The organism is Pseudomonas sp. MOIL14HWK12:I1, assembly GCF_000510705.1.
In the GTDB taxonomy this organism is placed as follows: domain Bacteria; phylum Pseudomonadota; class Gammaproteobacteria; order Pseudomonadales; family Pseudomonadaceae; genus Chryseomonas; species Chryseomonas oryzihabitans.
The window spans coordinates 491,435-515,166 of sequence record NZ_AZNY01000006.1; the positions used below are offsets into that span (position 1 = coordinate 491,435).

19 protein-coding genes are annotated in these 23,732 nt (G+C 67.1%); 12 read left to right on the plus strand and 7 right to left on the minus strand.

Annotation, left to right across the window (positions count from 1 at the left end; genetic code table 11):
- The first annotated feature begins 5 nt into the window (after positions 1–5).
- The 3 genes from PSEK12I1_RS0106330 (at position 6) to PSEK12I1_RS0106340 (ending at position 1,251) form a co-directional block, all read left to right on the plus strand.
- Entirely contained in the window at positions 6–404 is a 399-nt protein-coding gene (locus PSEK12I1_RS0106330; RefSeq protein WP_007161065.1) for a hypothetical protein, read from the plus strand.
- Between the two features lie 101 nt (positions 405–505).
- A complete protein-coding gene (locus PSEK12I1_RS0106335) occupies positions 506–955 on the plus strand; it encodes a hypothetical protein (RefSeq protein WP_007161066.1) in 450 nt (149 codons plus the stop codon).
- Positions 956–1,014: 59 nt separating this feature from the next.
- A complete protein-coding gene (locus PSEK12I1_RS0106340; protein ID WP_027599954.1) occupies positions 1,015–1,251 on the plus strand; it encodes a hypothetical protein in 237 nt (78 codons plus the stop codon).
- A gap of 578 nt (positions 1,252–1,829) precedes the next feature.
- Here PSEK12I1_RS0106340 and ilvA read toward each other — a convergent pair.
- Entirely contained in the window at positions 1,830–3,356 is a 1,527-nt protein-coding gene (gene ilvA, locus PSEK12I1_RS0106345; protein WP_081737530.1) for a threonine ammonia-lyase, biosynthetic, read from the minus strand.
- Positions 3,357–3,468: 112 nt separating this feature from the next.
- Between ilvA and rpiA the strand changes: the two genes are divergently transcribed.
- Positions 3,469–4,143 carry a ribose-5-phosphate isomerase RpiA gene (gene rpiA / locus PSEK12I1_RS0106350; RefSeq protein ID WP_027598763.1) on the plus strand — a complete coding sequence of 225 codons (675 nt, stop codon included), beginning with the start codon at positions 3,469–3,471 and terminating at the stop codon, positions 4,141–4,143.
- Between the two features lie 254 nt (positions 4,144–4,397).
- Here rpiA and serA read toward each other — a convergent pair whose 3' ends face one another.
- Positions 4,398–5,627: a phosphoglycerate dehydrogenase gene (gene serA / locus PSEK12I1_RS0106355; RefSeq protein WP_027598764.1), complete on the minus strand. Its 1,230-nt coding sequence runs from the start codon at positions 5,625–5,627 to the stop codon at positions 4,398–4,400.
- A gap of 224 nt (positions 5,628–5,851) precedes the next feature.
- Here serA and PSEK12I1_RS0106360 point away from each other — a divergent pair, with 224 nt between their 5' ends.
- The 3 genes from PSEK12I1_RS0106360 (at position 5,852) to PSEK12I1_RS0106370 (ending at position 8,505) form a co-directional block, all read left to right on the plus strand.
- Complete coding sequence (locus tag PSEK12I1_RS0106360; protein ID WP_027598765.1) at positions 5,852–6,517, plus strand: fumarylacetoacetate hydrolase family protein; 666 nt, start codon at positions 5,852–5,854, stop codon at positions 6,515–6,517.
- A gap of 88 nt (positions 6,518–6,605) precedes the next feature.
- Positions 6,606–7,511 carry an SdiA-regulated domain-containing protein gene (locus PSEK12I1_RS0106365; protein ID WP_027601024.1) on the plus strand — a complete coding sequence of 302 codons (906 nt, stop codon included), beginning with the start codon at positions 6,606–6,608 and terminating at the stop codon, positions 7,509–7,511.
- Positions 7,512–7,581: 70 nt separating this feature from the next.
- The gene (locus tag PSEK12I1_RS0106370; RefSeq protein ID WP_027601025.1) at positions 7,582–8,505 is read left to right on the plus strand and encodes an SdiA-regulated domain-containing protein; all 924 of its coding nucleotides are present in this window, start codon (positions 7,582–7,584) and stop codon (positions 8,503–8,505) included.
- Positions 8,506–8,807: 302 nt separating this feature from the next.
- Here PSEK12I1_RS0106370 and PSEK12I1_RS0106375 read toward each other — a convergent pair whose 3' ends face one another.
- Positions 8,808–9,332, minus strand: coding sequence for a gamma carbonic anhydrase family protein (locus tag PSEK12I1_RS0106375; RefSeq protein WP_027601026.1), 525 nt, complete (start codon positions 9,330–9,332; stop codon positions 8,808–8,810).
- A 301-nt stretch (positions 9,333–9,633) separates the two neighbouring features.
- Here PSEK12I1_RS0106375 and PSEK12I1_RS0106380 point away from each other — a divergent pair, with 301 nt between their 5' ends.
- The 5 genes from PSEK12I1_RS0106380 (at position 9,634) to PSEK12I1_RS23595 (ending at position 16,076) form a co-directional block, all read left to right on the plus strand.
- Positions 9,634–11,085: an anion permease gene (locus PSEK12I1_RS0106380; RefSeq protein WP_027601027.1), complete on the plus strand. Its 1,452-nt coding sequence runs from the start codon at positions 9,634–9,636 to the stop codon at positions 11,083–11,085.
- A gap of 1,129 nt (positions 11,086–12,214) precedes the next feature.
- The gene (locus PSEK12I1_RS0106385) at positions 12,215–13,750 is read left to right on the plus strand and encodes an acetyl-CoA hydrolase/transferase family protein (protein ID WP_027601028.1); all 1,536 of its coding nucleotides are present in this window, start codon (positions 12,215–12,217) and stop codon (positions 13,748–13,750) included.
- A 242-nt stretch (positions 13,751–13,992) separates the two neighbouring features.
- Positions 13,993–14,904, plus strand: a complete 912-nt coding sequence (pbpG, locus tag PSEK12I1_RS23590) for a D-alanyl-D-alanine endopeptidase (RefSeq protein ID WP_037006760.1) — start codon at positions 13,993–13,995, stop codon at positions 14,902–14,904.
- Positions 14,905–15,080: 176 nt separating this feature from the next.
- Entirely contained in the window at positions 15,081–15,773 is a 693-nt protein-coding gene (locus PSEK12I1_RS0106395; RefSeq protein ID WP_027601029.1) for a carbonic anhydrase, read from the plus strand.
- Between the two features lie 126 nt (positions 15,774–15,899).
- The gene (locus tag PSEK12I1_RS23595; protein WP_177323735.1) at positions 15,900–16,076 is read left to right on the plus strand and encodes a hypothetical protein; all 177 of its coding nucleotides are present in this window, start codon (positions 15,900–15,902) and stop codon (positions 16,074–16,076) included.
- Here PSEK12I1_RS23595 and PSEK12I1_RS0106405 read toward each other — a convergent pair.
- From PSEK12I1_RS0106405 to PSEK12I1_RS0106420, 4 genes are all read right to left on the minus strand, one after another.
- Positions 16,070–16,507 (minus strand): GNAT family N-acetyltransferase, encoded by a 438-nt coding sequence (locus PSEK12I1_RS0106405; protein WP_027601030.1) that lies wholly within the window; start codon positions 16,505–16,507, stop codon positions 16,070–16,072. The two genes, PSEK12I1_RS23595 and PSEK12I1_RS0106405, sit on opposite strands and share 7 nt — an antisense overlap.
- Positions 16,508–16,509: 2 nt before the next feature.
- A complete protein-coding gene (locus PSEK12I1_RS0106410; RefSeq protein WP_007161081.1) occupies positions 16,510–17,520 on the minus strand; it encodes an AI-2E family transporter in 1,011 nt (336 codons plus the stop codon).
- A 294-nt stretch (positions 17,521–17,814) separates the two neighbouring features.
- Positions 17,815–18,756 carry a diguanylate cyclase domain-containing protein gene (locus tag PSEK12I1_RS0106415; protein ID WP_027601031.1) on the minus strand — a complete coding sequence of 314 codons (942 nt, stop codon included), beginning with the start codon at positions 18,754–18,756 and terminating at the stop codon, positions 17,815–17,817.
- Positions 18,753–23,609: a PAS domain S-box protein gene (locus tag PSEK12I1_RS0106420; RefSeq protein ID WP_027601032.1), complete on the minus strand. Its 4,857-nt coding sequence runs from the start codon at positions 23,607–23,609 to the stop codon at positions 18,753–18,755. The genes PSEK12I1_RS0106415 and PSEK12I1_RS0106420 overlap by 4 nt, the downstream gene beginning before the upstream one ends.
- Positions 23,610–23,732 lie beyond the last annotated feature (123 nt).

Genomic DNA, 23,732 nt, shown 5'->3' on the forward strand with positions numbered 1-23,732 from the left:
TGCCCATGTTGCGTCGCCTGCTGCTCGTCTCCGCTCTGCTGTTCCTGGCGGCCTGCACCCGCGCGCCCCTGGTGACGCCCCAGGAGGTCTTTCCGGCGGACCGTGTGGAAAACGCCGCCGATGTCCGCCGCGCCATCGTCGATACCCTGGAACGTCGTGGCTGGAGCGTCGGCCAGGAGAGCCCCGGCCTGGTGGTCGCCAGCATCGTGGTGCGCGATCGCCACCAGGCCTGGGTCGACATCCCCTACAGCACCAAGGGCTACCAGATCCGCTACCGCGACAGCGCCGGCCTCGACTACGACGGCGAGCGCATCCATCGCAACTACAACAAATGGGTCCAGCTGCTCGACGCCGACATCCGCCGGCAACTGCAGTTGCCGGCCCCCGCAGCCGCCGCGGAGTGACCATCCGCGGTCTGCGCGATAGCACAGAACGCCGGTCCCGCGGCTGACGGAGCGGGCGTTCTGGGTTAAACAGTCATCCCCACCACCACAAGGAAGTCACCATGCGTATCCTCACCTCCACCCTCGCCCTCACCCTGAGCCTGGCCGCGCTGCTGCCCGGCGCCGCCCAGGCCCGCGACACCACCCTGCAACTGCCCTTCGCCGAAGTCGTCCAGGAAGCCCTGGCCGCCAAGCGCCTGGATGGCAGCGTGAAGTTCTATCTGGCCGGCAACCCGGTGCCGGGCAAGGCCACGGTGGTCAACTCCAGCATCACCACCAACCAGAAGACCAACGCCTTCAACAAGACCGACGAGGTCGCCTGCCGCTGGGTGCTGCAATCGGCGCTGATCCGCCTGCAGGAAGCGGCCAAGGCCGCCGGTGCCAATGCGGTCACCGACATCACCAGCTACTACAAGAAGAACGAGTGGAGCGACCCCACCCGCTACGAGTGCCACGCCGGTGCCCTCATGGCCGGTGTCGCCCTCAAGGGCAAACTGGTCATCCTCAAGTAGATCGGAACGGCGGTGCGCTCGGGGAAGTCTGTGTAGAAACCCGCCCCGAGGCCGCCGCCATGCCCATGTTTCGCGTCCACTACCGCAAGGACGGCGAGTCCCGCCAGCTCGACCTCGAACATCCGCAGGCCAGTCTCGCCCCGCACGAAGCCGCCCTGGCCGTGCTGGAACAGCTGCGCGCCGACGCCGAGAACAGCCTGGCCCTGCCGCCCGCCGATGCCCCCGCCGCGGCCATCCTGCGCCAGGCGGAGGTGCATGGATTGACGGATATCCGGGTGGAGCCGCTGGCCTCGTAGGTTGGTGTCGAGCGTCTGGCGCGTGGTCATCCTCACCCCAACTCTCTTCTGCAGGGAGAAGGGGCGGTTGGGCTCCGCAGCGCGTAGCGCGGAAAACCGCGCAGCGTTTTCCACTTTTTGCGCCAAATACCAATCGCGGCCATGGGCCGCTCCTACAGGCTTGACCGTAGGAGCGGCCGCATCGGCGGACCGCCATGGCCGCGATCAATTGCGCTTACCCGTAGCGTGGAAAACGGCGCAGCCTTTTCCGCAGACGAGCCGCGGTGCCAACGGTGGATAAGGCTGCGCCGTTATCCACCCTACCCGTAGCTTGGCGCTGGGCGCCGCAAAGTCCAGCAGGTGGCACCTTCCGGTATGGGGCTACCCTCACCCCAGCCCTCTCCCCGAGGGAGAGGGGGCCGTCTGGTCCAGCGTGGGCTTGTGGGCGCATCGCGGCCATGGCGGTCCGCCGCTGCGGTCGCGCCTACAAGAACATCATTCCCTGTAGGAGCGGCCCATGGCCGCGATCATCCCCGTAGCGTGGATAAGGCTGTGCCGTTGTCCACCCTACCTGCAGCCAGGCCCAACACCACCGGACCTCAGCCCAGGAACAACCGGTACGCCGGATTCTCCGTCTCGTCCCAGTAGCGATAGCCGATGGCATCCAGGGTCGCCAGCAGCTCTTCCCGTTCGGCCTGGCTGGCTTCCAGCCCCGCGAACACCCGCCCGTCCGCCGCGCCGTGGTTGCGGTAATGGAACATGCTGATGTTCCAGCGCCCGCCCAGCTTTTCGAGAAAGTCGAACAGCGCCCCGGGGCGCTCGGGGAATTCGAAGCGGAACACCTGCTCCTGGCCGACCCGCGCGGCATGCCCGCCCACGGTGTGGCGGATATGCAGCTTGGCCAGCTCGTTGTCGGTCAGGTCCAGCACCGGGAAACCCTGGTCGCGCAGGCCCTGGATGAGGGCGTCGCGCGGATCGCGCTGGGGATGGGTCTGGACGCCGACGAAGATATGGGCCTCTTCGCCAGTGTGGTAGCGGTAATTGAATTCGGTGATCTGCCGCCGGCCCAGGGCCTCGCAGAAGGCGCGGAAGCTGCCCGGCCGCTCGGGGATGGTCACGGCGATGATGGCTTCGCGCTGCTCGCCCAGCTCGGCGCGCTCGGCCACGTGTCGCAGACGGTCGAAATTGATGTTGGCGCCGGAGTCGATGGCCACCAGCACCTGGCCGCCGGAACCCGAGCGTTCGGCGTATTTCTTGATCCCTGCCACGCCCAGGGCACCGGACGGCTCGGTGATGGAGCGGGTGTCGTCGTAGATGTCCTTGATCGCCGCGCAGATCTCATCCGAGCTGACGGTGATCACCTCGTCGACATGGCGCCGGCAGATCTCGAAGGTGTGATGGCCGATCTGGGCCACGGCCACGCCGTCGGCGAACAGCCCCACCCGCGGTAAGACCACCCGCTCGCCGGCGACCATGGCCTGCTGCAGGCAGTTGGAATCGTCCGGTTCGACGCCGATGATCCTGATCTCGGGCCGCAGGTACTTCACATAGGCGGCGACACCGGCGATCAGACCACCGCCCCCGACCGGGACGAAGATGGCATCCAACCGCCCCGGATGCTGGCGCAGGATCTCCATGGCCACGGTGCCCTGGCCGGCGATGACGTCCGGGTCGTCATAGGGCGGGACGAAGGTGTAGCCCTGCTCCTCGACCAGGCGCAGCGCCTCGGCCAGGGCCTCGGGGAAGGCGTCGCCGTGCAGCACCACCTCGCCACCGCGCGATTGCACGCCGATGACCTTGAGCTCCGGCGTGGTGCGCGGCATCACGATGATCGCCCGCACCCCCAGTTCGCGGGCCGCCAGGGACAGGCCCTGGGCGTGGTTGCCGGCGCTGGCGGTGATGACGCCACGGGCCTTTTCGCTGGCCGAAAGGCTGGCCAGCTTGGTGTAGGCACCACGGATCTTGAAGGAGAACACCGGCTGCAGGTCTTCGCGCTTGAGCAGCACCTGGCANCCCAGCCGCTCGGACAGCGCCCGCGCCGTTTGCAGGGGCGTCTCGATGGCCACGTCGTAGACGGGGGCGAGCAGGGTCTTCTTCACATAGTGTTCGAGCATCGGCGGGGCGATCCGGTGGGTGCGGCGGGGGCGAAAAGTCTACTACGGGCACCTCCGGGTGGGTTAGCCAGGCCGTCCGAGCGGCTATAATCGGCGACCCTTCACCCGTTTTCGCGGATACCCCATGAATCAGGACCAGCTCAAGCAGGCCGTCGCCCAGGCCGCGGTCGACCTCATCCTCCCCCAGCTCTCCCGCGACAGCGTGGTCGGCGTGGGCACCGGCTCGACCGCCAACTTCTTCATCGACCTGCTGGCCAAGCACAAGCTGGAGTTCGATGGCGCCGTGGCCAGTTCCCAGGCCACCGCCGACCGGTTGAAAAGCCATGGCATCACCGTCTATGACCTCAACGGTGTCAGCGACCTGGAATTCTACGTGGACGGCGCCGACGAAGCCGACGGCCACCTCAATCTGATCAAGGGCGGCGGCGCGGCCCTGACCCGCGAGAAGATCGTCGCCGCCGTAGCACGCAAGTTCATCTGCATCGCCGACGCCAGCAAGCGCGTCGACGTCCTCGGCGAATTCCCGCTGCCGGTGGAAGTCATCCCCATGGCCCGCAGCCACGTGGCCCGCGAGCTGGTGAAGCTGGGCGGTGATCCCGAGTACCGCGACGGCGTGGTGACCGACAACGGCAACGTCATCCTCGATGTGCACAATATGCACATCGTCGATCCGGTGGGCCTGGAAGCCAGGATCAACAACATCGTCGGCGTAGTCGCCAACGGCCTCTTCGCCGCCCGCCCGGCGGACGTGCTGCTCTTGGGCACCGCCCAGGGCGTGGAGCGGCTGGAGCGCAGCTGAGCCACCCGTAGCGTGGAAAACCGCGCCAGCGTTTTCCACAGGTGAGCTCATGCACGGCCAGTGGATAAGGCTGCGCCGTTATCCACGCTACGGCGTTTATCGCGGCCATGCCGGTGCGCCGTAGCGACCGCTCCTACAAAAGTATCATCCCTGTAGGAGCGGCCCATGGCCGCGATGAAACCTCCTCCAGCACGAAAGCAAAAAAGCCCCGGTCAGGTGAACCCGACCGGGGCTTTTTCATGCCACCTGGCAGCTTAGAACAGCACGCGGCAGCGGATGGTGCCCTTGACGTTCTGCAGCTTTTCCTGGGCCAGGTCGGAATACTCGGCGTCGACGTCGATCACCACGTAGCCGACCTTCTCGTCGGTCTGCAGGTACTGACCGGAGATGTTGATGCCGCTCTCGGAGAAGACGCGGTTGATCTCCGACAGTACGCCCGGCACGTTCTGGTGGATGTGCAGCAGGCGGTGCTTGCCCGGGTGCGACGGCAGGGCCACTTCGGGGAAGTTGACCGAGGACACCGAGGTGCCGTTGTCGCTGTACTTGACCAGCTTCTCGGCCACTTCCAGGCCGATGTTGGCCTGGGCCTCGGCGGTGGAGCCACCGATGTGCGGGGTCAGGATGACGTTGTCCAGGCCACGCAGCGGCGAGACGAATTCGTCGTTGTTGGAGCGCGGCTCCACCGGGAAGACGTCGATGGCGGCGCCGATCAGGTGCTCGTCCTTGATGGCGGCGGCCAGGGCGTCGAGGTCGACCACGGTGCCGCGGGCGGCGTTGATCAGGATGCCGCCCTTCTTGATCGCGCGGATCTCGCGCTCGCCGATCATCAGCTGGGTGGCGGGGGTTTCCGGCACGTGCAGGGTGACGATGTCGCTCATGCCGAGCAGTTCGGTCAGGGAGCCGACCTGCTGGGCGTTGCCCAGGGGCAGCTTGGTGATGACGTCATAGAAGAACACCTGCATGCCCAGGCCCTCGGCCAGGACCGACAGCTGGGTGCCGATGGAGCCGTAGCCGATGATGCCCAGCTTCTTGCCGCGGATCTCGAAGGAGTTGGCCGCGCTCTTGATCCAGCCGCCGCGGTGGCAGGAGGCGTTCTTGGCCGGGATGCCGCGCAGCAGCAGGATGGCCTCGGCCAGCACCAGCTCGGCCACCGAACGGGTGTTGGAATAGGGGGCGTTGAACACGGCGATGCCGCGCTCGCGGGCGGCCTGCAGGTCGACCTGGTTGGTGCCGATGCAGAAGCAGCCGACGGCGACCAGCTTCTTGGCGCAGTCGAACACCTCTTCGGTGAGCTGGGTGCGCGAGCGGATGCCGATGAAGTGGGCGTCGGCGATCTTTTCCTTGAGCTGGGCATCCGGCAGAGAGCTGGTGACGTACTCGATGTTGCTGTAACCCGCGGACTTGAGGATATCCACGGCGGACTGGTGGACGCCTTCCAGGAGAAGGAAGCGGATCTTGCTCTTGTCGAGGGAAGTCTTGCTCATCTGCGTTGAATCCAGAGTGTCCAGGGAGAAGGATGCCGGCGCGGCGCAGGCCAGGTCAGCCAGCGGCAAAGGGGTCGCTATCTTAGCATGAGCCACCGGATGCAGGTCCGGTTGCGACCTGAAGCTTTCTCAGGGCGACCATGAGCGCCTTGCGACCAGGACCGCGCCGCGGCCTCCGCTTTTGGTTAAGATCGCCAGCAGACGCCACTCACCAGGAGCACAAGATGGCCTACCAGCACCAGTACCTCGATGGCACCAAGATCCACTTCCCCCTGGGCAAGGTCGTCTGCATCGGCCGCAACTACGCCGAGCACGCCAAGGAGCTGAACAACCCGGTTCCCACCGAGCCCCTGCTGTTCATCAAGCCGGCCAGCTGCGTGGTGCCGGTGGCCGAGGGTTTCGCCATTCCCACCGATCAGGGTTCGGTGCACTACGAGGCCGAGATCGCCGTGCTGATCGGCAAGCCGCTGTCGAAGAAGCCGTCGGCCGAGGAAGTGCGCGATGCCATCTCCGGCTTCGCTCCCTCCCTGGACCTGACCCTCAGGGACGTGCAGAGCCGCCTCAAGGAAAAGGGCTATCCCTGGGAGATCGCCAAGAGCTTCGACGGCGCCTGCGTGCTCGCGCCCTTCGTGCCGGGCGATGCCTTCGAGGACCTGGCCGACATCCCGGTGCGCCTGACCATCAACGGCGAAGTGCGCCAGGACGGCAACAGTCGCGACATGCTCAACCCCATCCTGCCGCTGATCCAGACCATCGCCGGGCATTTCTCCCTGCAACCGGGCGACGTCATCCTCACCGGCACGCCGGTAGGTGTCGGACCTCTCAACGTGGGCGATGACCTGGTACTGGAGCTGCCGGACGTTAGCCGCTTCGAAACGCGCGTGCTATAACCCCGCCACCCACCGTCGCCTGGCCGGTGCCTGGCGACGGTGTGTCGGCACGGCCGCGACGCTCTAACAAGAAGCCGTCCGAGCCCGCATGTCCAGACTTCCCCGCCTCATCCTGTCGCGCCTCCTCCCCGCCTTCGTTTTGCTGGTGCTGATCGTCCTCACCTTCGTCTGGCACTGGAACGACCGGGCGCTGCTCTGGTGGCAGGAATACCGCACGCCGCCGGAAGTGCGCGCCCAGGCGGTCTGGCTGCCGGACTACCAGGCGGTGATCCAGGGCAAGCCGCTGCCGGGTCTGGCCGAGGCCGAGACCTCCGACCTCACCTACGATCCCCGTACCCGCACCCTCTTCGCCGTCACCGGCAGCACCCCCTATCTGGTGCAACTGAGCCTGACCGGCGACATCCTCAGACGCATCCCGATCCGCAACGTCTCCAACCTTGAAGGGGTGACCGCTCTGGAAGACGGGCGTCTGGCCATCGTCGACGAGCGCCAGCGGCGGCTATCGCTGTTCCAGCTGGCCGACGACGCCCGCGAACTGGACGCCAACACCTTCGAACACCACGACCTGGGCTTTCCCGACGCCGGCAACAAGGGCTTCGAAGGCATCGCCTGGGATCCGCGGCACCAGCGGCTGATCCTCAGCAAGGAACGCGATCCGGCCGCCCTCTTCACCCTGGCCAGCGACGGCCGCGGCGTCTCCGGCAGCCTGCAGCCCTTTGCGCTCAAGCAGCTGGTGATCGACTACTCCGCGGTGGCGGTCGATCCGCGTACCGGTCACCTGCTGGCGCTGTCCGACCAGTCCCACACCCTGGTGGAGCTGACCGCGGACGGCCAGCCGGTCAGCTTCATCAGCCTCAGAAGCGGCCTGCACGGCCTCAAGGCGACCATGGAGCAACCGGAAGGCGTGGCCCTCGACGAAGCCGGCAATCTCTACATGATTGGTGAACCCAATCTCTTCCACGTGTTTCACAAGGTGTCCGGCGCGGCGCAATGAGCGCCTATTCAGCTTGAATTCAGGGTCGCGCCCTTAGGCTGCGCGGCATTACCGCCTCAGGACCCTGTCGATGTTTCCGCTGTTTTCCCCTCGCACCCTGGGTGCCCTGCTGGGCGGGGCCCTGCTGCTGGCCCTGACCCTGGTGGCCCAGCAGCACCGGCTGTTCGAGCGGCTCTGGTTCAACGTCCAGAGCCAGCTCCAGGCCGAAAGCCGCCAGGCCCGCTCGCTGTGGCTGCCGGGCTACCGGGTCACCGTCGAGGCCAGGACCATCGGCGACGGCATCACCGACGTCTCGGCGCTGAGCTTCGACCCTAACCGCCGCACCCTGGTCAGCGTCACCAACAAGCCGGCGCGCTTTCTCGAACTGGACCTGGACGGCCGCCTGCTGCGCCAGGTGGAGCTCAAGGGCTTCAGCGATCCGGAGGCCATCGAGTACATCGCCCCCGGCGTCTACATGATCAGCGAAGAGCGCCGCCAGCGCCTGGTGCGAGTACGCATCGGTGCCGACACCCGGGTGGTGGACATCGATGATCGCCAGGTCAGCCACCCCTTCAGCCTCAGCGACGTGCAAAGCGACAACCGCGGCAACGAAGGCCTGGCCTACGACGCGGCGCGCGAGCGCTTCTTCGTCGCCAAGGAAAGCGATCCGGTGCGCATCTACGAGATCGAAGGTCTCGGCAGCGAAGCCTTCGAAGGCCTGCAGGCGCTGTCGCTGCGCACGGATCCGCAACGCGATCGCCGCCTGTTCGTGCGCGATCTCTCCAGCCTGCAATTCGACCCCGGCACCGGCCACCTGCTGGCGCTCTCGGATCAGTCGCGGCTGGTGCTGGAACTGGACGACGACGGCAAGCCGATCAGCTCGCTGTCACTGCTGCGCGGCCAGCACGGCCTGAATCGCAGCGTGCCCCAGGCCGAAGGCGTGGCCATGGACGACCAGGGCCGGCTGTATGTGGTCAGCGAGCCGAATCTGTTCTATCGGTTCGAGAAGCCGTGAGAATGGACTATTGCCGGAGCCATAGGCCTGCTCGAACAGCCCCCTCTCCCTCTGGGAGAGGGTTGGGGTGAGGGCGCACCTGGCAACGAATGCCCTGTGGAAAAGGCTGCGCCGTTTTCCACGCTACGCAGCCGGTGTTGGGCTTCGACGATGAAGCCGTTTCAACCCAGCCTACGGGAATCGCCGTAGGTTGGGTTGAGCGCAGCGAAGTCCAACAGGCCGGAACGGCTCAACCCTCACCCCGGCCCTCTCCCAAGGGGAGAGAGGGTCATCCAGCGCGGAGTGCGGCTCCCGAGCCCCTTCTACTCCCCCTGCTCGAACAACTCTTCCAGATAGCGCCGCGCATTGGCCACATAGACCTGGGCATTGGCTGCCAACTGCGCCTGCTGGGCTTCGCTGAGGGCGCGGACCACCTTGGCCGGCGAGCCGAGCACCAGGGAGCCGTCGGGGATCACCGCGTTCTCGGTAACCAGGGCATTGGCGCCCACCAGGCAGTTGCGCCCGATGCGCGCGCCGTTGAGCACCACGGCGTGGATGCCGATCAGGCTGCCGTCGCCGATCTCGCAGCCATGCAGCATGGCCTGGTGGCCAACGGTGACGCCGCGCCCCAGGGTCAGCGGCGAGCCGGGATCGGTGTGCAGCACGGCGCCGTCCTGGACATTGCTGTCCGGACCGATATGGATCAGCTCGTTGTCGCCACGCAGCACCGCGCCGAACCAGACGCTGGCACCCTCGTCCAGGCGTACCTTGCCGATCACCGCGGCGGTGGGCGCGACCCAGCTCTGTAGATGGGCCTCGACCCGCTGTTCTCCCAGGCGGTATTTCATGGTGTCGCTCCTCGTATTGTTGTCGTTGGCGGAACGCCCGATTGTTCGCCAGCGCGGGGCCTGGGCGCAATCGACGCCGACAGGAGCCCCAGCGTTGTTGCAAGTCATTCTCGATAGCGAAAGAATGCCAGGGGAACCTAAGCCCGCCCGACTGCGACGAATGACCACGGCCAGAACGCTGGGAAAGGCCCTCGGCCTTTGCAAAGCTGGCGGCCGCTGACCGCACCGTCCTTGTAACCGCAGCGTCAGCCGTCCCGGCCCAGGCCGGTTTCCCGAGACCACCGGAATCTGCGAGCGCCCGATGCGTACCACCTGGAAATTCCTGCTGCCCCTCGCCGTCACCGGACTGCTGACGCTGCTGCCGGCTCCCGACGGCCTGCCCGTTCATGCCTGGCTGTACTTCGCCCTGTTCGCCGGCGTGGTGGTGGGGCTGATCCTCGAGCCCCTGCCCGGCGCGGTGATCGGCCTGATCGGCGTGGCCCTGGCGGCCCTGCTGGCGCCCTGGGTGCTGTTCAGTCCGGCGCAACTGGCCACCCCCGGCTTCCGGGCGCCCCAGGAGGCGCTGAAATGGGGCCTGGCGGGCTTTTCCAACAACACCGTCTGGCTGATCTTCAGTGCCTTCATGTTCGCCCTGGGCTACGAGAAGACCGGACTCGGGCGGCGCATCGCCCTGCTGCTGGTCAAGGCCATGGGTCGGCGGACCCTGACCCTGGGCTATGCGGTGATGCTGGCGGACCTGGCCCTGGCGCCCTTCACCCCGTCCAACACCGCACGCAGCGGCGGCACCGTCTACCCGGTGATCCGCAACCTGCCGCTGCTCTACGATTCCAAGCCCAACGACCCCAGCGCGCGGCGCATCGGCTCCTACCTGATGTGGGTGGCGATCTCCTCCACCTGCGTCACCAGCACCCTCTTCCTCACCGCCCTGGCGCCCAACCTGCTGGCCGCCGCCCTGATCGAGAAGACCGCCCAGGTGCACATCAGCTGGGGCCAGTGGTTCATCGCCGCCGCGCCCATGGGCATCCTCCTGCTGGCCCTACTGCCGCTGCTGGCCTACTGGCTGTATCCGCCGGAGATCAAGCGCAACGACCAGGTGCCGCTGTGGGCGGCCAAGGAACTGGCCGCACTCGGCCCGCTGACGCGCGACGAAAAGCTGCTGCTGGCCCTGGTGATCGGTGCCCTGGCGCTGTGGATCTTCGGTGCCGCCTGGGCCGATCCAGCGCTGGTGGGCATCCTGGTGATCGTGCTGATGTTGCTGCTCAAGGTCATCACCTGGAACGACGCCCTGGGCAACAAGGCCGCCTGGAACACCTTCGCCTGGTTCGCCACCCTGGTGGCCCTGGCCGATGGCCTGACCCGGGTCGGCTTCGTCGCCTGGTTCGGCCAGTGGGTCGCCGGCCATCTGGGCGGCTTCCATGCCGGCACCGCCATGGTGGTGCTGGTGGTGGTCTTCTTTCTCGCCCACTACCTCTTCGCCAGCTCCACCGCCCACACGACCGCGCTGCTGCCGGTGATGCTGGCCGCCGGCATGGGCATTCCCGGCATCGACCTGCCGGTGTTCGCCCTGCTGCTGGGTACCTCCCTAGGGCTGATGGGCATCGTCACCCCCTACGGCACCGGGCCGAGCCCGGTGTACTACGGCAGCGGCTACCTGCCCAGCGCCGACTACTGGCGGCTGGGGACGATCTTCGGGGCGCTGTTCCTGCTGGTGCTGCTGGGGATCGGGGTGCCGTGGATCATGATGGTGGCGTGAGGGGGGCAGGTTGGGCTTTAAGTGCCCAATGCCCGGGCTGTGGTGACCCTGGCGGATCGGCGTAGGTTGGGTTGAGCGATAGCGAGGCCCAACGGTGCGGCGGTTGCCGTGATGCCTCGGTTTATCGGCGCCCTGGCTGCTTATCGAGTGCTCAGATGGCTTTTGTTTCGCCCACCCGGGCGACTCATTTTTGCCAATCGCGGCTACGCGCCCCGGACAAAAGTAAGCAAAAACGCTTGCCCCGACCATCCGGCCCTCCGCTGCGCTGCGGGTGACTCGCGTCGCTCACCTTTCGGGCCAGCCTACAGCTGTTACTTCACTGCGCTACGTTTCGCTCACACCAGCGCCGTTCCGGGGTCGTTCCAGATGGGCCGTCCTTGGCCCACTGGACCTCTCGCCGCATCCATGCGGCTCGACCCACTCCACGACACTGGCGTTCGCCCTTCTGAACGGGGCGGTTTCGCGCGCCTGAAAGTTTTAGTTGAAGAGCCATAACCGTCCGTAGCGTGGACAACGGCGAAGCCTTATCCACTGGTCCCGACTAAGCTCACTTGTAGAAAACGCCGTTACGACCTGACACCGGAAATCGCGGCCATGGGCCGCTCCTACGGGATATCCGACTTCTGTAGGAGCGGCCCATGGCCGCGATAAGGACGTGGTTTTCACGCTACAGATCTTGTGAACACTGAAGTCCTAGGCTGGCGCCCCCGTCCCCGTCAGTGAGGCCGAGTTCCGGTGTCGTGGCGGGGGTTGCGAGGCAGGACGCCGAGCAAGGCGCGAGGGGCAGGAGGCCCCTTCGTGCCGTGCCCCTGCCACGGCGCCGGAGCGAGGGGACCCGGAGCGCAGCGGAGGGCCGACACGTGGGGACAAGCGTTTTTGGTTACTTTTTTGGCGAATGCAAAAAGTAACTCGCCCGGGTGGGCGAAACAAAAGCCCTCAGAGCACTCGATAAACAGCTAGGGCACCCATACCCCTAATCCGTTGGGCTTCGCTACCGCTCAACCCAACCTACGCCCCACTCCCCAAAAATTTCCCCTCCCACCCGACCTTTTGCTTAGGGACCTAAGCATCCCTTCGGCGTAGAATCCACATTCTTAGTGTGCTTTCGATAACACCCGCAGAGGTCGTCATGTCCCACCGTATTCGCCATCCCGGTTTCGCCGCCAAGCGCCAGAGCGCCGAGCAGGCCTCGCAGTTCATTCGTCACGGCATGACCGTGGGCATGAGCGGCTTCACCGGGGCCGGTTATCCCAAGGCCGTGCCCGGTGCCCTGGCCCAGCGCATCACCGCCAGTCACGGCGCCGGCGAGCCCTTTCGCATCAAGGTGCTGACCGGCGCGTCCACCGCACCGGAGCTGGACGGCGCCCTGGCGCGGGTCGATGGCATCGAGTTGCGGGTGCCCTTCCAGTCCGATCCGGAGCTCCGCAGCCGCATCAACGCCGGTGGCCTGGACTACATGGACATCCACCTCGGCCAGCTGGCGGAAAAGGTCCGCTATGGCTTCTTCGGCAAGATCGACGTGGCCGTGGTGGAGATCGCCGCCATTCGCGAAGACGGGCTGCTGGTGCCCTCCTCCTCGGTGGGCAACAACAAGACTTGGCTGGACATGGCCGATGCGGTGATCCTCGAGGTCAATCGCTGGCAGCCCGACGCCCTGGACGGCATGCACGACATCTACACCGACGGTGCCCTGCCGCCCCACCGCACGCCGATTCCACTGGCGCACCCCGGCGACCGCATCGGCTCGCCCTATCTCGAGGTGCCGCTGGACAAGGTGGTGGCCGTGGTGGAGACCGACGCCCCCGACCGCAACAGTCCGTTCAAGGCGCCGGACGCCGCCTCCCAGGCCATCGCCACGCACCTGCTGGATTTCCTCCGCTTCGAAGTCCGCCAGGGGCGCATCCCGGCCAATCTGCTGCCCATCCAGTCGGGGGTCGGCAACATCGCCAACGCCTTCATGCAGGGCCTGGCCGAGAGCGAGTTCGAGGGGCTGACCGCCTTCACCGAGGTGATTCAGGACGGCATGCTGGAACTGCTCATCAGCGGCAAGATGGAGCTGGCCTCGGCCACCTCCTTCTCCCTGAGCCCGGCGGGCATCGAACGCTTCGTCGAGCACGCCGAGTCGCTGCGCAAGCGCATCATCCTGCGCCAGCAGGGGGTCAGCAATCACCCGGAACTGGTGCGGCGGCTGGGTTGCATCGCCCTCAACGGCATGCTCGAAGCCGACCTCTATGGCAACGTCAACTCCACTCACCAGATGGGCACAGGGATGATGAACGGCATCGGCGGCTCCGGCGACTTCGCCCGCAACGCCTATCTGTCGGTGTTCATGGCGCCGAGCACCGCCAAGAACGGGCTGATCTCGACCCTGGTGCCCATGGTCAGCCACGTCGACCACACCGAGCACGATGTCTCGGTAATCGTCACCGACCAGGGCCTGGCCGACCTGCGCATGCTCAGTCCCAAGCAGCGTGCCCGGGCCATCCTCGAACACTGCGTGCACCCGAGTTTCCGTCCGGCGCTGGCGGATTACTTCGAGCGCGCCCTGGCCGGCAGCCACGGCAAGCACACCCCGCACCTGCTGCCCGAGGCGCTGGCCTGGCACGAGCGCTACCTGGTCACCGGCAGCATGCTCGGCCCCGCCGCCCAGGAAGCCCACGACTGAAAGGCAAGGCGCCCGAGGCCTCTCGGGCGCCCTTTCGCTCCGCCATCCCTGCCGTCCGTCGCCCATCTGCAACTAATTGTGACTTTTTGCCAGCGCGCTGTGTAAAAAGCTGCCTTGTCGGATTCCCAGCCGACATTCCGGGTGATAAAAGACGTGAAATCTCTGAGCAATGTCCTTGATCTGCAAGGGGCATTGCCGTTCGCGGTTGTTCTAACCCCGCCCCCTTTTCGAGAGCTGCCACCGTGAAGATCTGTCATCAACTTGCCGGCCTGTTGCTGGCTGGCTTGGTCGGGCTGAGTCCGGCCGTCCTGGCCCAGACCCCACCGAAGGTCAAGGCCGCGGCCGCCGCCACCGCCCAGCGCCTGGCCTCGAACCACGCCCTGGTCGTCGACCTCAAGACCAACCAGGTACTGTTTTCCCAGAATCCCGACCAGGTCGCCCCCATCGCTTCGGTGACCAAGCTGATGACCGCCATGGTGGTGCTCGATGCCCGGCTGCCGCTGGAGCAGACCATCGACATCGACATCAGCGAGAATCCGGCCATGCGCGGCATCTTCTCGCGGGTGCGCCTGGGCAGCCAGCTGACCCGCCGCGACATGCTGCAACTGGCGCTGATGTCCTCGGAAAACCGCGCCGCCACCAGCCTCGCCCACCACTATCCGGGTGGCCAGCGCGCCTTCGTCGCCGCCATGAATGCCAAGGCTCGCGCCCTGGGCATGAGAAACACCCGCTACGCCGAACCCACCGGCCTGTCGCCGCTCAACGTCTCCACCGCGCGTGACCTGGTCACCCTGCTCAAGGCCACCGAGCACTATCCGCTGCTCGGCCAGCTCAGCACCACCCCGGAAAAGACCCAGGCCTTCCACAATCCCAACTATGTGCTGGGCTTTCGCAACACCAACCACCTGGTCTACAACGCCGACTGGAGCGTGCAGCTGACCAAGACCGGCTACACCGACAAGGCCGGTCACTGCCTGGTGATGCGCACCGTGATGGCCGGTCGTCCAGTGGCCTTCGTGGTGATGGACGCCTTTGGCAAGTTCACCCACATGGCCGACGCCACCCGCGTCCGCCGCTGGCTGGAAACCGGCGCGCTGAGCCCTCTGCCGGGCGCGCCCAAGGCCGGTCGCAGCACGGTGCTGGCCCGCCAGTAAGCCCTGCCTGAGCCCATCCCGAAGCCGCGTCTCGACGCGGCTTTTTCTTGCCCGGCGCCTTTCCGCGGGTCGGATACCGGGCGCCGCGCCTGGCGGGATCGGCGGCGGGCGACAATAGTTGTCTCAAGCGCTGGAGACCGCCGTACCGGCACGCCCCCACGCCAAGAGGTGTCCCGATGAAGCCCACCCTGTCGCGTCGCCAAGTCCTCCAGTGCGCCTGCTGCCTGCCGCTGGCCGCCGCCCTGGCGGCCCCGACCAAGGCCCACACCACCCTCACCGCCGAGCAGGCCCTGCAACGGCTGATCGACGGCAACCAGGGCTTCATGGACGACCAGCCGCTGCACGGGGAAACCAATCGCGACCGGCGCCTGGCGATCGCCAAGGGCCAGACCCCCTTCTGCGTGCTGGTGTCCTGCTCGGATTCGCGGGTCTCGCCGGAGCTCCTGTTCGGTCGCGGCCTGGGCGAGCTGTTTATCGTGCGCAACGCCGGCAATACCCTGGACACCACCGCCCTGGGCTCGGTGGAGTACGCCATCAGCCAGCTGGGGGTGCCGCTGATCGTGGTGATGGGCCACGAGAAGTGCGGCGCGGTAAAGGCCGCGGTGGCGGTGGTGGAGCAGAACGCCCTCTATCCCGGTGCCATCGGCGCCATGATCGAACCCATCCTGCCGGCGGTGCTCAGCGCCCGGGTCGGCAATCCGCCGGATCTGCTGGAAGCCGCGGTGCGCAGCAACGTGCAGCGCACGGTCAGGCGGCTGCGCGCGGCCTCCGAGCCGACCCTGCTCACGCCGCAACAGAAGGGCCAGGTCAAGGTGGTGGGTGCCTACTCCACCCTGGAAAACGGCCACGTGGATTTCTTCGACGTCTGAGGCGGGCACCCCCGGCGTCAGTCGCGGTCTAGGGCTGTATCCCCTGCCTGGAACGCCCCATGAGCAAAGACGCAATCGCCCACGAGTACTACGAGTACCGTCACCGGCCGCTGCTGGCTGGATGACGTGCGCGAATGGCGCCGCCTGCAGGCCGAAGCCCAGGCCGCCGCGGATCGCTACCTGGCCTGCCCGGAGGATCTCGAGGCACCCGAACGCCTGCGCCTGGAACAGACCTGGCGCGCCAGCAACGAAGAGGCCGGCGCCTTCTGGCAGCGCATGTGGTCGAATCTGGATCGTCAGTGAGGGTGCGCTGGCGACTGCTGCAGGGTCAGGCTGAAGGCTTCGAAACCTAGCGCTTGCCAGAAGGCCTGACCGCGGGCGTTGTTAGCCAGGACATTGAGTTGCACCGGGCGGTCCGCCGGCCAGAGCTGTTCGCGTAGATGATCGTAAAAGGCCCGGCCCAGGCCCTGTCGGCGCGCCCCGGGCACCACATAGAGATGACGCAGAAAGATGCGCTCGTCTTCAAGACGATAGAGCGCATAGCCCATCGGCCGGTCGTCCCTTTCGGCCAGGATGGCTTGGTAGTCACCATTGCTCAGCCAGTCTGCCAGGCGCTGACGCAAGGCTGCTTCGGCCAGGGGCTGCGGACTGCCCTGATCGCACTGCAGGCCGGCATTGAAGCCGGTCAGCACCTCAAGGTCGGCGAGTCCGGCCTGCCGATAGACGAGCGTCATCGCTAGACCAGCCCTTCCGCCTTCAACTCGCTCTTGAGGTAGGCGTAGTACACCGGCGCCGCCACCAGCCCGGGCAGGCCGAAGGCCGCCTCGAACACCAGCATGGCCACCAGCAATTCCCAGGAGCGGGCGCTGATCTGGCCGCCGACGATGCGGGCGTTGAGGAAGTATTCCAGCTTGTGGATGGCGATCAGGTAACCCAGCGCCGCCACCGCGACCCAGATCGACAGCGACAGGCCGGCGATGAAGATCAGGGTGTTGGACATCAGGTTGCCTATCACCGGCAGCAGGCCGAGGATGAAGGTGAGGATCACCAGGGTCTTGGCCAGCGGCAGGTGGACATCGAACAGCGGCAGCACGCCGAGCAGGAAGATGCCGGTCAGGGTGGTGTTGAGCAGCGAGATCTTGATCTGGGCGAAGACGATGTTGCGAAAGGCCTGGGCCACCAGGCCGAGACGCACCAGCAGCGCGCCGGACAGCGGCCGCAGGCGCTCGGGATCGGGGGTGGGCTGCAGGGCGACGATGGCGCCGAGGATCATGCCGATCAGCACGATGACAAAGGTCCGCGCCGCATCGCGACCGAACAGCTGCAGTTGCGCCACATGGGCGCGCACCCATTCCACCAGCTCCTGCTTCATGCTGTCGGCGTTGGCCGGCAGGTAGGCGTCCAGCGAGGGCGGCAACTGGGCGCGGGCGCGCTCGGTGAGCACCATGAACTTGTCCAGCAGCCGTCCGGGGTTCTGCACCTCCTGGATGATGAAGCTGGTGAACCAGACGAAGAACAGCGTCAGCAGGCTCACTACCAGGGTGCCGAGCAGGGCAACCGCGAGCCAGCGCGCGCCGCCGCCGGGCAGATGACGCTGCAGGCGCCCGGCCAGGGTGTTGACCAGTTCGTACACCAGCAGGCCGGCCAGCAGGCTGGGCAGGAGCTTGAGCGGGAGAACCAGATAGAGCGCGGTGAAGACGATGATCCAGCTGGCCAAGATGGCCTGGCGTTGCGTGAAGGCGTACATAGATTACCGGCGGCAGAATCCCTGCCCGCAGTCTGACAGTCTGCCGCCTCGCCGCCCAGCCTAGTGTGGTGTTTCAAAAGTTATCTACGCAATTTTGCCGGCGCTTTTTGTCCTTGGACGTCGTTGCCCCTCCTCGCCATAGCCCTGCTATGACTCGTCCCGGCGCCTCGCCCAAGAACAAAAATCACTCGCCAATTCTTGCGCGAACTTCTGAAACACCACACTGGACCACGAAGAAAGCCCGGACCTCTGTTACCCGGCATTACCCGAGCGGGCGCTTCGGCACCCCTCGCCTCAGCCGGCCAGTTCCGCGGCGCAGACCCGGGCGCGGCCCTGGTGCTTGGCCGCATAGAGCTGGGCATCGGCGGCGGTGATCAGGGCGGCCGGATCGACGGCGGTGGGCGGTAGCGCCGTGGCCACGCCCAGACTCAGGGTGACGTAGCCGGTCACCGAGGAATAGCCATGGGTCAGGCGCTGGTCGCGCACCTGCTGCAGCAGGCGTTCGGCGACCTGGGTGGCGCCTTCCAGGTCGGTGCCTGGCAGCAGGCAGCCGAATTCCTCGCCGCCATAGCGCGCCAGCAGGTCGTAGGGGCGGAACAGCCCCTGACCCAGCGCCTGGGCCACCTGGCGCAGGCACTGGTCGCCGGCGAGATGACCATAGTGGTCGTTGTAGGCCTTGAAGTGATCGATATCCATGAGGATCAGCGAAAAGGGCGTGCCTTCGCGCTGGCTCTGGCGCCAGCCGCGCAGCAAGGCCTCGTCGAACTGGCGACGATTGGCGACGCCGGTGAGGCCGTCGACCAGGGCGATGCTGCGCAGGGCGTCGCGCTGCGCCTTGAGGGTCAGCTGGGTGCGCACCCGGGCACGGACGATGACCGGATTGATCGGCTTGCTGATGAAATCCACCGCGCCCAGCTCCAGGCCGGTCACCTCTTCGTCGGGGCCCTCCTGGCCGGTGACGAAGATCACCGGGATGGCGGCGGTGGCCGGATCGGCCTGCAACCGGCGCAGGACCTCGTGACCGTCGAGCTGGGGCATCATCACGTCGAGCAGGATCAGGTCCGGCTGCTGGGTCAGGGCCAGTTGCAGGGCCTGGGCGCCGCTGGTGGCCATCAGCGTCTCGCAATCCTGGCGAAAGAGTTCGTGGAGGATGCGGATGTTCAGCGGTTGGTCGTCGACGATCAGCAGTTTGGGTTTGCTGCGCCGTCCGGCGGCCTCGGCGGTCGGCGGAGTCATAGGGCTTCCTTCAGGTCAGGCAGGGTGGTGAGCGCCGCCGCGAAGTCGAGGGTCTCGACCTGGGCGCGCAAGAGGTCGTAGCGCACCTGGGCTTCGGCGCGGCAGTGCACGGGCAGCTCGGCGATCAGCGCCAGGGCGTCGAGATTGCCCTGGCTGAGCAACTCTTCGAGTTCGTTCAGGCGTGCGCGCCAGTCCACCTGGGTGTCGGTGGGGGTGGCGGCTGTGGTTTCGGCAATGACGGGCGGCGGCAGGACCTCGGCCAGGGCGCCGCGCAATTCGCCGAGGGCTTCGTCGAGCAGTTGTCGCAGGGTCGTCAATTCCACCGCCACCTCCGTGGGGACACCCGCTCCGGCCTTGCCGGCGCGTTCGCCCTTGGCGGCGCGCGCGGCCAGGCGCTGGGCACCCATGGTGCCGGCGCTGCCCTTGAGGGAGTGTAGTACCGCCACCGCCGCCTCGCTGTCGGCGGTATGCCAGGCCTGGGCGAGCCTTTCCAGCAGACCGGCGGAATCCTCGGCGAAGCGTTCCAGCAGCGAGCCGAACAACCGGGCATCGCCGCCAAAGCGGCGCAGGACGATGCTCAGGGGCTCCACCTGGCGATCCTCGATGACCGGGGCGGCAGCGGGCGCGGCGCTCACCTCCCGGCCGGTCAGGCGCCGCAGGCGGGCGACCAGCAGTTCCAGGTCGATGGGCTTGCCGATATGGTCGTCCATGCCGGCGGCCAGGCAGGCGTCGCGATCGGTGTGGGAGGCATTGGCGGTCATCGCCAGGATCGGCAGGGTGCGGAAGCGCCCATCGGCGCGGATGCGGCGGGTCGCCTCCAGGCCGTCGATGTCGGGCATCTGCATGTCCATGATGACCACGTCCAGCGGCGCGCCGGAGAGCACCCGCTCGACGCCTTCCAGGCCACCTTCGGCCAGTTCCACCTGGGCGCCCTGGGCCAGCAGCAGCTCGGCGGCCACCTGGCGGTTGAGGGCGTTGTCTTCCACCACCAGCAGGCGCAGGCCGGCCAGCCGATGGCTTTCGTCGACCACCGCGGCGGCGTGCACGCCGGCCGGGATCTCCGCGCCCAGGGCGCGCTCCACCACCTCGACGATCTGTGCCGGGGTCACCGGCTTGGTCAGGTAGTCGTCGAAGGGTGCGTCGTCGCTCTGCTGGGCCTCGGTAAGGAAGTCGCGACCGAAGCCGGTGAGCATGATGACCTTCGGTCGGTGGTCGGCCTGCCGCTCACGCAGCTGCCGGGCCGCCAGCAGGCCATCGCCGTCGGGCATGCGCCAGTCCATCAGCACCGCCTCATAGGGCTGTGCCTGCTGCTGGGCCTGGGCGACCCGCGCCAGGGCGGCGGCGCCGCTGGTGACCAGATCCACCTGCCAGCCGAGGGCCGCCAGGGTCTCCACCAGCACCTCGCCGACCAGGGTGTTGTCGTCGGCCAGCAGCACCCGTCGGCGTACCGGCGCCAGCTGGGCCTCGCCCTGGCTATCCACCGCCAGGGCGGCATCGAACCAGAAGCGGCTGCCCACGCCCAGTTCGCTTTCCACCTGCAGCTGGCCATCCATCAGCTCCACCAGGCGCTTGCAGATGGCCAGGCCCAGGCCGGTGCCACCAAAGCGCCGGCTGATCGACGCCTCGGCCTGGGTGAAGCCCTGGAACAGCTGTTCCTGCTGGGCCGGACTGATACCGATGCCGGTGTCCTGCACCGAGAATTCCAGGCGCAGCTGACCGTCAGCTCGCGACAACTGGCGCACGCTGACCAGCACCTGTCCCGCCTCGGTGAACTTGAGGGCGTTGCCGGCCAGATTGATGAGGATCTGCTGCAGGCGCAGGCTGTCGCCGATCAGGGCGGTGGGCAGCCCGGCGTCCAGGTGGTAGTTGATCTCGACGTTCTTCTCGCCGCTGTTGCCCGAGAGCACCACGCCCAGGTTGCGCAGCACCTGCTCCAGGCTGAAGGGATGGACATCCAGCTGCAGCTTGCCGGCTTCGATCTTGGAGTAGTCCAGCACGTCGTTGAGCAGCCCCAGCAGCGAACGCGCCGCCTGCTGGGCCTTGGTCAGATAGTCGCCCTGGCGCGCGTCGAGCGCGGTGCGTTGCAGCAGCTGCAGCATGCCCAGCACGGCATTCATCGGCGTACGGATCTCGTGGCTCATGTTGGCCAGGAAGGACGACTTGGCCTGGCTGGCCAGGTCGGCGCGGGTGCGCTCCTCGCGCAGCCGGTGCTCCAGCTCCAGCTGTTCGGTGATGTCGCGGTTGATGCCCACCACCCGCAGCACCCGGCCGCGCGGATCCCGCTCGGTGCGGGCGCCGGCGATGATGTGGCGCAGCGAGCCGTCCTGACGGCGCACGCGGAACACCGGATCGAACACCGCGCGCCCGGCCATGGCGGCGCCCAGGCGCTCTTCGGCGCTGGCCAGGTCGTCGGGGTGCACGCGGCAGCGCCAGTCGTTGTAGGTGATGCCGGCGGCGCGCTGGGCATCGGTCCACTCGTAGAGTTCGAACATCCGGTCGTTGCACTGCACCTGGCCGGTGTCGGGCTGCCAGCACCAGATGCCCAGCTGGGCGACGTCGGCGGCCATGGTCAGCTGGTCGCGGGCCTGCAGCAGCGCCTGGCGCTGGCGACTCTGCTCGGTGATGTCGGCGATGATGGCCACTGCCAGGCGCTCGCCGTCGGTCCACATCACCCCCAGGCTCAGGGTGAGGGGGAAGACGCTGCCATCCGCGCGGCGCCCTTCCATCTCCTGGCCCTGCGGGCTGGCCTGGTCGTCGGGGATCTCCTGCGGGCAGCTGAACAGCGCTTCGTAGCCGGCCAGGTAGCCGGGGATCAGCCGGCGGACCGGTTGACCCACCACCTCGGCGGCGCGATAGCCGAAGATGCGTTCGCCGGCCGGGTTGAAGGAGCGCACCAGGCCCTGGCTGTCCACGGTGACGATGGGGCTGACCGCGGTGTCCAGGATCGCCCGGGTCAGGGCCAGGCTGGCCGCCAGTTCCTGCTCGGCCGCCTTGCGCTCGGTGACGTCCGAGGCGATGCCCAGGTAGCCGCTGATCCGCCCGCCGGCGTCGCGCATGGTGGTCACCACCAGGCTGACGTCGCGGTGCTCGCCGTCGCGGCGGACGAAGGTCCACTCCCGGGCGTCGGCGCCGGTGCGCTCGGAGCGCTCCACCAGCACCCGGAAACCGGCGACCGGCAGGCCGTACTCGGCTTCCAGGGCCGCACCCTGGGTGGCCAGTTCTTCCGGCAGATGGAGGTCACTGGCATGCCAGAGTCCCACCACCTCCTCGGCGCGATAGCCGAGCAGCCGCTCGGCGCCCTCGTTGAACAGGGTGATCAGGCCGTCGCGGTCGGTGGCGATGATGCCCACCTCGGAGGCCGCGCGCAGCACGTCGCCGAGCAGGCGGTTGGTCTGGCTGAGTTCGGCGGTGCGCTGGGCCACCTGCTCTTCCAGGCGGGCGTTGAGCGCCAGGATCTCGGCCTGGGCGGCCTTCTGCAGCGAGATGTCGCGCACCGTCTTGGAGGCGCCGACCACGCGGCCGTCACGGCCACGCATGGGCGAGACGCTGACCAGCACATCGATCAGGTGACCGTCGCGGTGCTGGCGACGGGTCTCGAAGTGCGGCACCGGCTCGCCTCGGCCGATGCGTTCTAGCACCCACCACTCCTCGTGTTCCAGCTCGGTGGGCACCACCAGATCGAGCAGGCGCTGGCCCACGGCTTCGCTGGCCGGATAGCCGAACAGCTCTTCCGCCGCGTGGTTCCAGCTCAGTACCACGCCGTTGAGGTCCTTGCTGATGATGCCGTCGGAGGAGCTTTCCACCACCGCAGTGAGGTTGGCCTGGTCCTGCTGATACTGGCGGCGCCGCTGGCGCGTGGTCAGCACGGCGAAGGTGAGGCCGGCAGCCAGCAGGCTGACCAGTTTGCCGACCAGGTGCACCAGAGGTATTGAGACCAAGTTGAGACCGGCGACGAAGGCCGGGGTGGCGGTAAAGGCCATCTGCCAGCGCCGCCCATAGACATCACGGGTAGCGACCACCTCCGAAAGTCCTTCGGCCGCCGGCTCACTGGTATCGCCGCGGGTATAGAACGGCGTGGGCCTGGCAGGCTCGGTCACGTCGGTCAGGCGGATCAACAGACCCGGAATGTCCAGGCGCAGGCTGCCGAACAGCTCCTCGATGCTCAGCGGCACATAGGACCAGCCCAGGGTGGCGCCCTCGCGTTGCGCCGGGTCCTTGGGTAGCAGGCCGTCACGATAGATCGGCAGCATCAACAGCAGGCCGCGCTCCGGTGGCTGATAGGCCTGCAACTCCACTGGCCCGGACAGGTGCATGCTGCCGCGTTGCATGGCCAGCACGGCCGTTTCACGGCGGACCGGCTCGGACGCCGCATCCATGCCGACGGCGCGCTGGTTGAGCGCTACCGGCTCGACGTACTGGACGACAAATCTGTCACCGTCGTGGGGTGCGAAGCTGCGAATGGCGAAATTCGGCCAGCCATCGGCGCGTGCGGCGTGGATGAAACGCTCTTCCTCGCCAACGGGAACCCGGCGGATGAAACCTATGCCACGCGCACCGCGAAACTCCTGATTCAGGTCGTGGGTACGACCATAGTGCTGTAGCAGTTCCCGCGACAGCCCCGCGCCGGCCACCACGATGACGTCACGCATGCCGCTCAGGCTGTACTCATAGACCCGCAGCCGCTCGGCGATCTGCTCGCGTACGTCGGTCGCCGCCGCGTTGAGGGCCGCATGTATCTGTCGCTCGTTGCGCTCGGTCAGATGGCGCATGGTCAGGCTGGTCAGCAGGACGCCGAACAGAAAGACGCCGAGACTCCAGCGTACGCGAGAGGATTTGTACAGCCTGCTGAACATGGAGCCCCTGGTGGCAAAAGGTGCCACGCCGTTGGTTAGGCGGTGCCAGGAGCGGGAAGCGCGAACGGAACGGGGCCTCCACCAGACCTGGCGGTAACAGCTAGCCCATCGGCGGGAAAAAAG

Coding starts and splice junctions, on each gene's coding strand:
- PSEK12I1_RS0106330 (WP_007161065.1), top strand. CDS start 6: ATGTTGCGTCGCCTGCTGCTCGTCTCCGCTCTGCTGTTCCTGGCGGCC.
- PSEK12I1_RS0106335 (WP_007161066.1), top strand. CDS start 506: ATGCGTATCCTCACCTCCACCCTCGCCCTCACCCTGAGCCTGGCCGCG.
- PSEK12I1_RS0106340 (WP_027599954.1), top strand. CDS start 1,015: ATGCCCATGTTTCGCGTCCACTACCGCAAGGACGGCGAGTCCCGCCAG.
- rpiA (WP_027598763.1), top strand. CDS start 3,469: ATGAATCAGGACCAGCTCAAGCAGGCCGTCGCCCAGGCCGCGGTCGAC.
- serA (WP_027598764.1), bottom strand. CDS start 5,627: ATGAGCAAGACTTCCCTCGACAAGAGCAAGATCCGCTTCCTTCTCCTG.
- PSEK12I1_RS0106360 (WP_027598765.1), top strand. CDS start 5,852: ATGGCCTACCAGCACCAGTACCTCGATGGCACCAAGATCCACTTCCCC.
- PSEK12I1_RS0106365 (WP_027601024.1), top strand. CDS start 6,606: ATGTCCAGACTTCCCCGCCTCATCCTGTCGCGCCTCCTCCCCGCCTTC.
- PSEK12I1_RS0106370 (WP_027601025.1), top strand. CDS start 7,582: ATGTTTCCGCTGTTTTCCCCTCGCACCCTGGGTGCCCTGCTGGGCGGG.
- PSEK12I1_RS0106375 (WP_027601026.1), bottom strand. CDS start 9,332: ATGAAATACCGCCTGGGAGAACAGCGGGTCGAGGCCCATCTACAGAGC.
- PSEK12I1_RS0106380 (WP_027601027.1), top strand. CDS start 9,634: ATGCGTACCACCTGGAAATTCCTGCTGCCCCTCGCCGTCACCGGACTG.
- PSEK12I1_RS0106385 (WP_027601028.1), top strand. CDS start 12,215: ATGTCCCACCGTATTCGCCATCCCGGTTTCGCCGCCAAGCGCCAGAGC.
- PSEK12I1_RS0106395 (WP_027601029.1), top strand. CDS start 15,081: ATGAAGCCCACCCTGTCGCGTCGCCAAGTCCTCCAGTGCGCCTGCTGC.
- PSEK12I1_RS0106405 (WP_027601030.1), bottom strand. CDS start 16,507: ATGACGCTCGTCTATCGGCAGGCCGGACTCGCCGACCTTGAGGTGCTG.
- PSEK12I1_RS0106410 (WP_007161081.1), bottom strand. CDS start 17,520: ATGTACGCCTTCACGCAACGCCAGGCCATCTTGGCCAGCTGGATCATC.
- PSEK12I1_RS0106415 (WP_027601031.1), bottom strand. CDS start 18,756: ATGACTCCGCCGACCGCCGAGGCCGCCGGACGGCGCAGCAAACCCAAA.
- PSEK12I1_RS0106420 (WP_027601032.1), bottom strand. CDS start 23,609: ATGTTCAGCAGGCTGTACAAATCCTCTCGCGTACGCTGGAGTCTCGGC.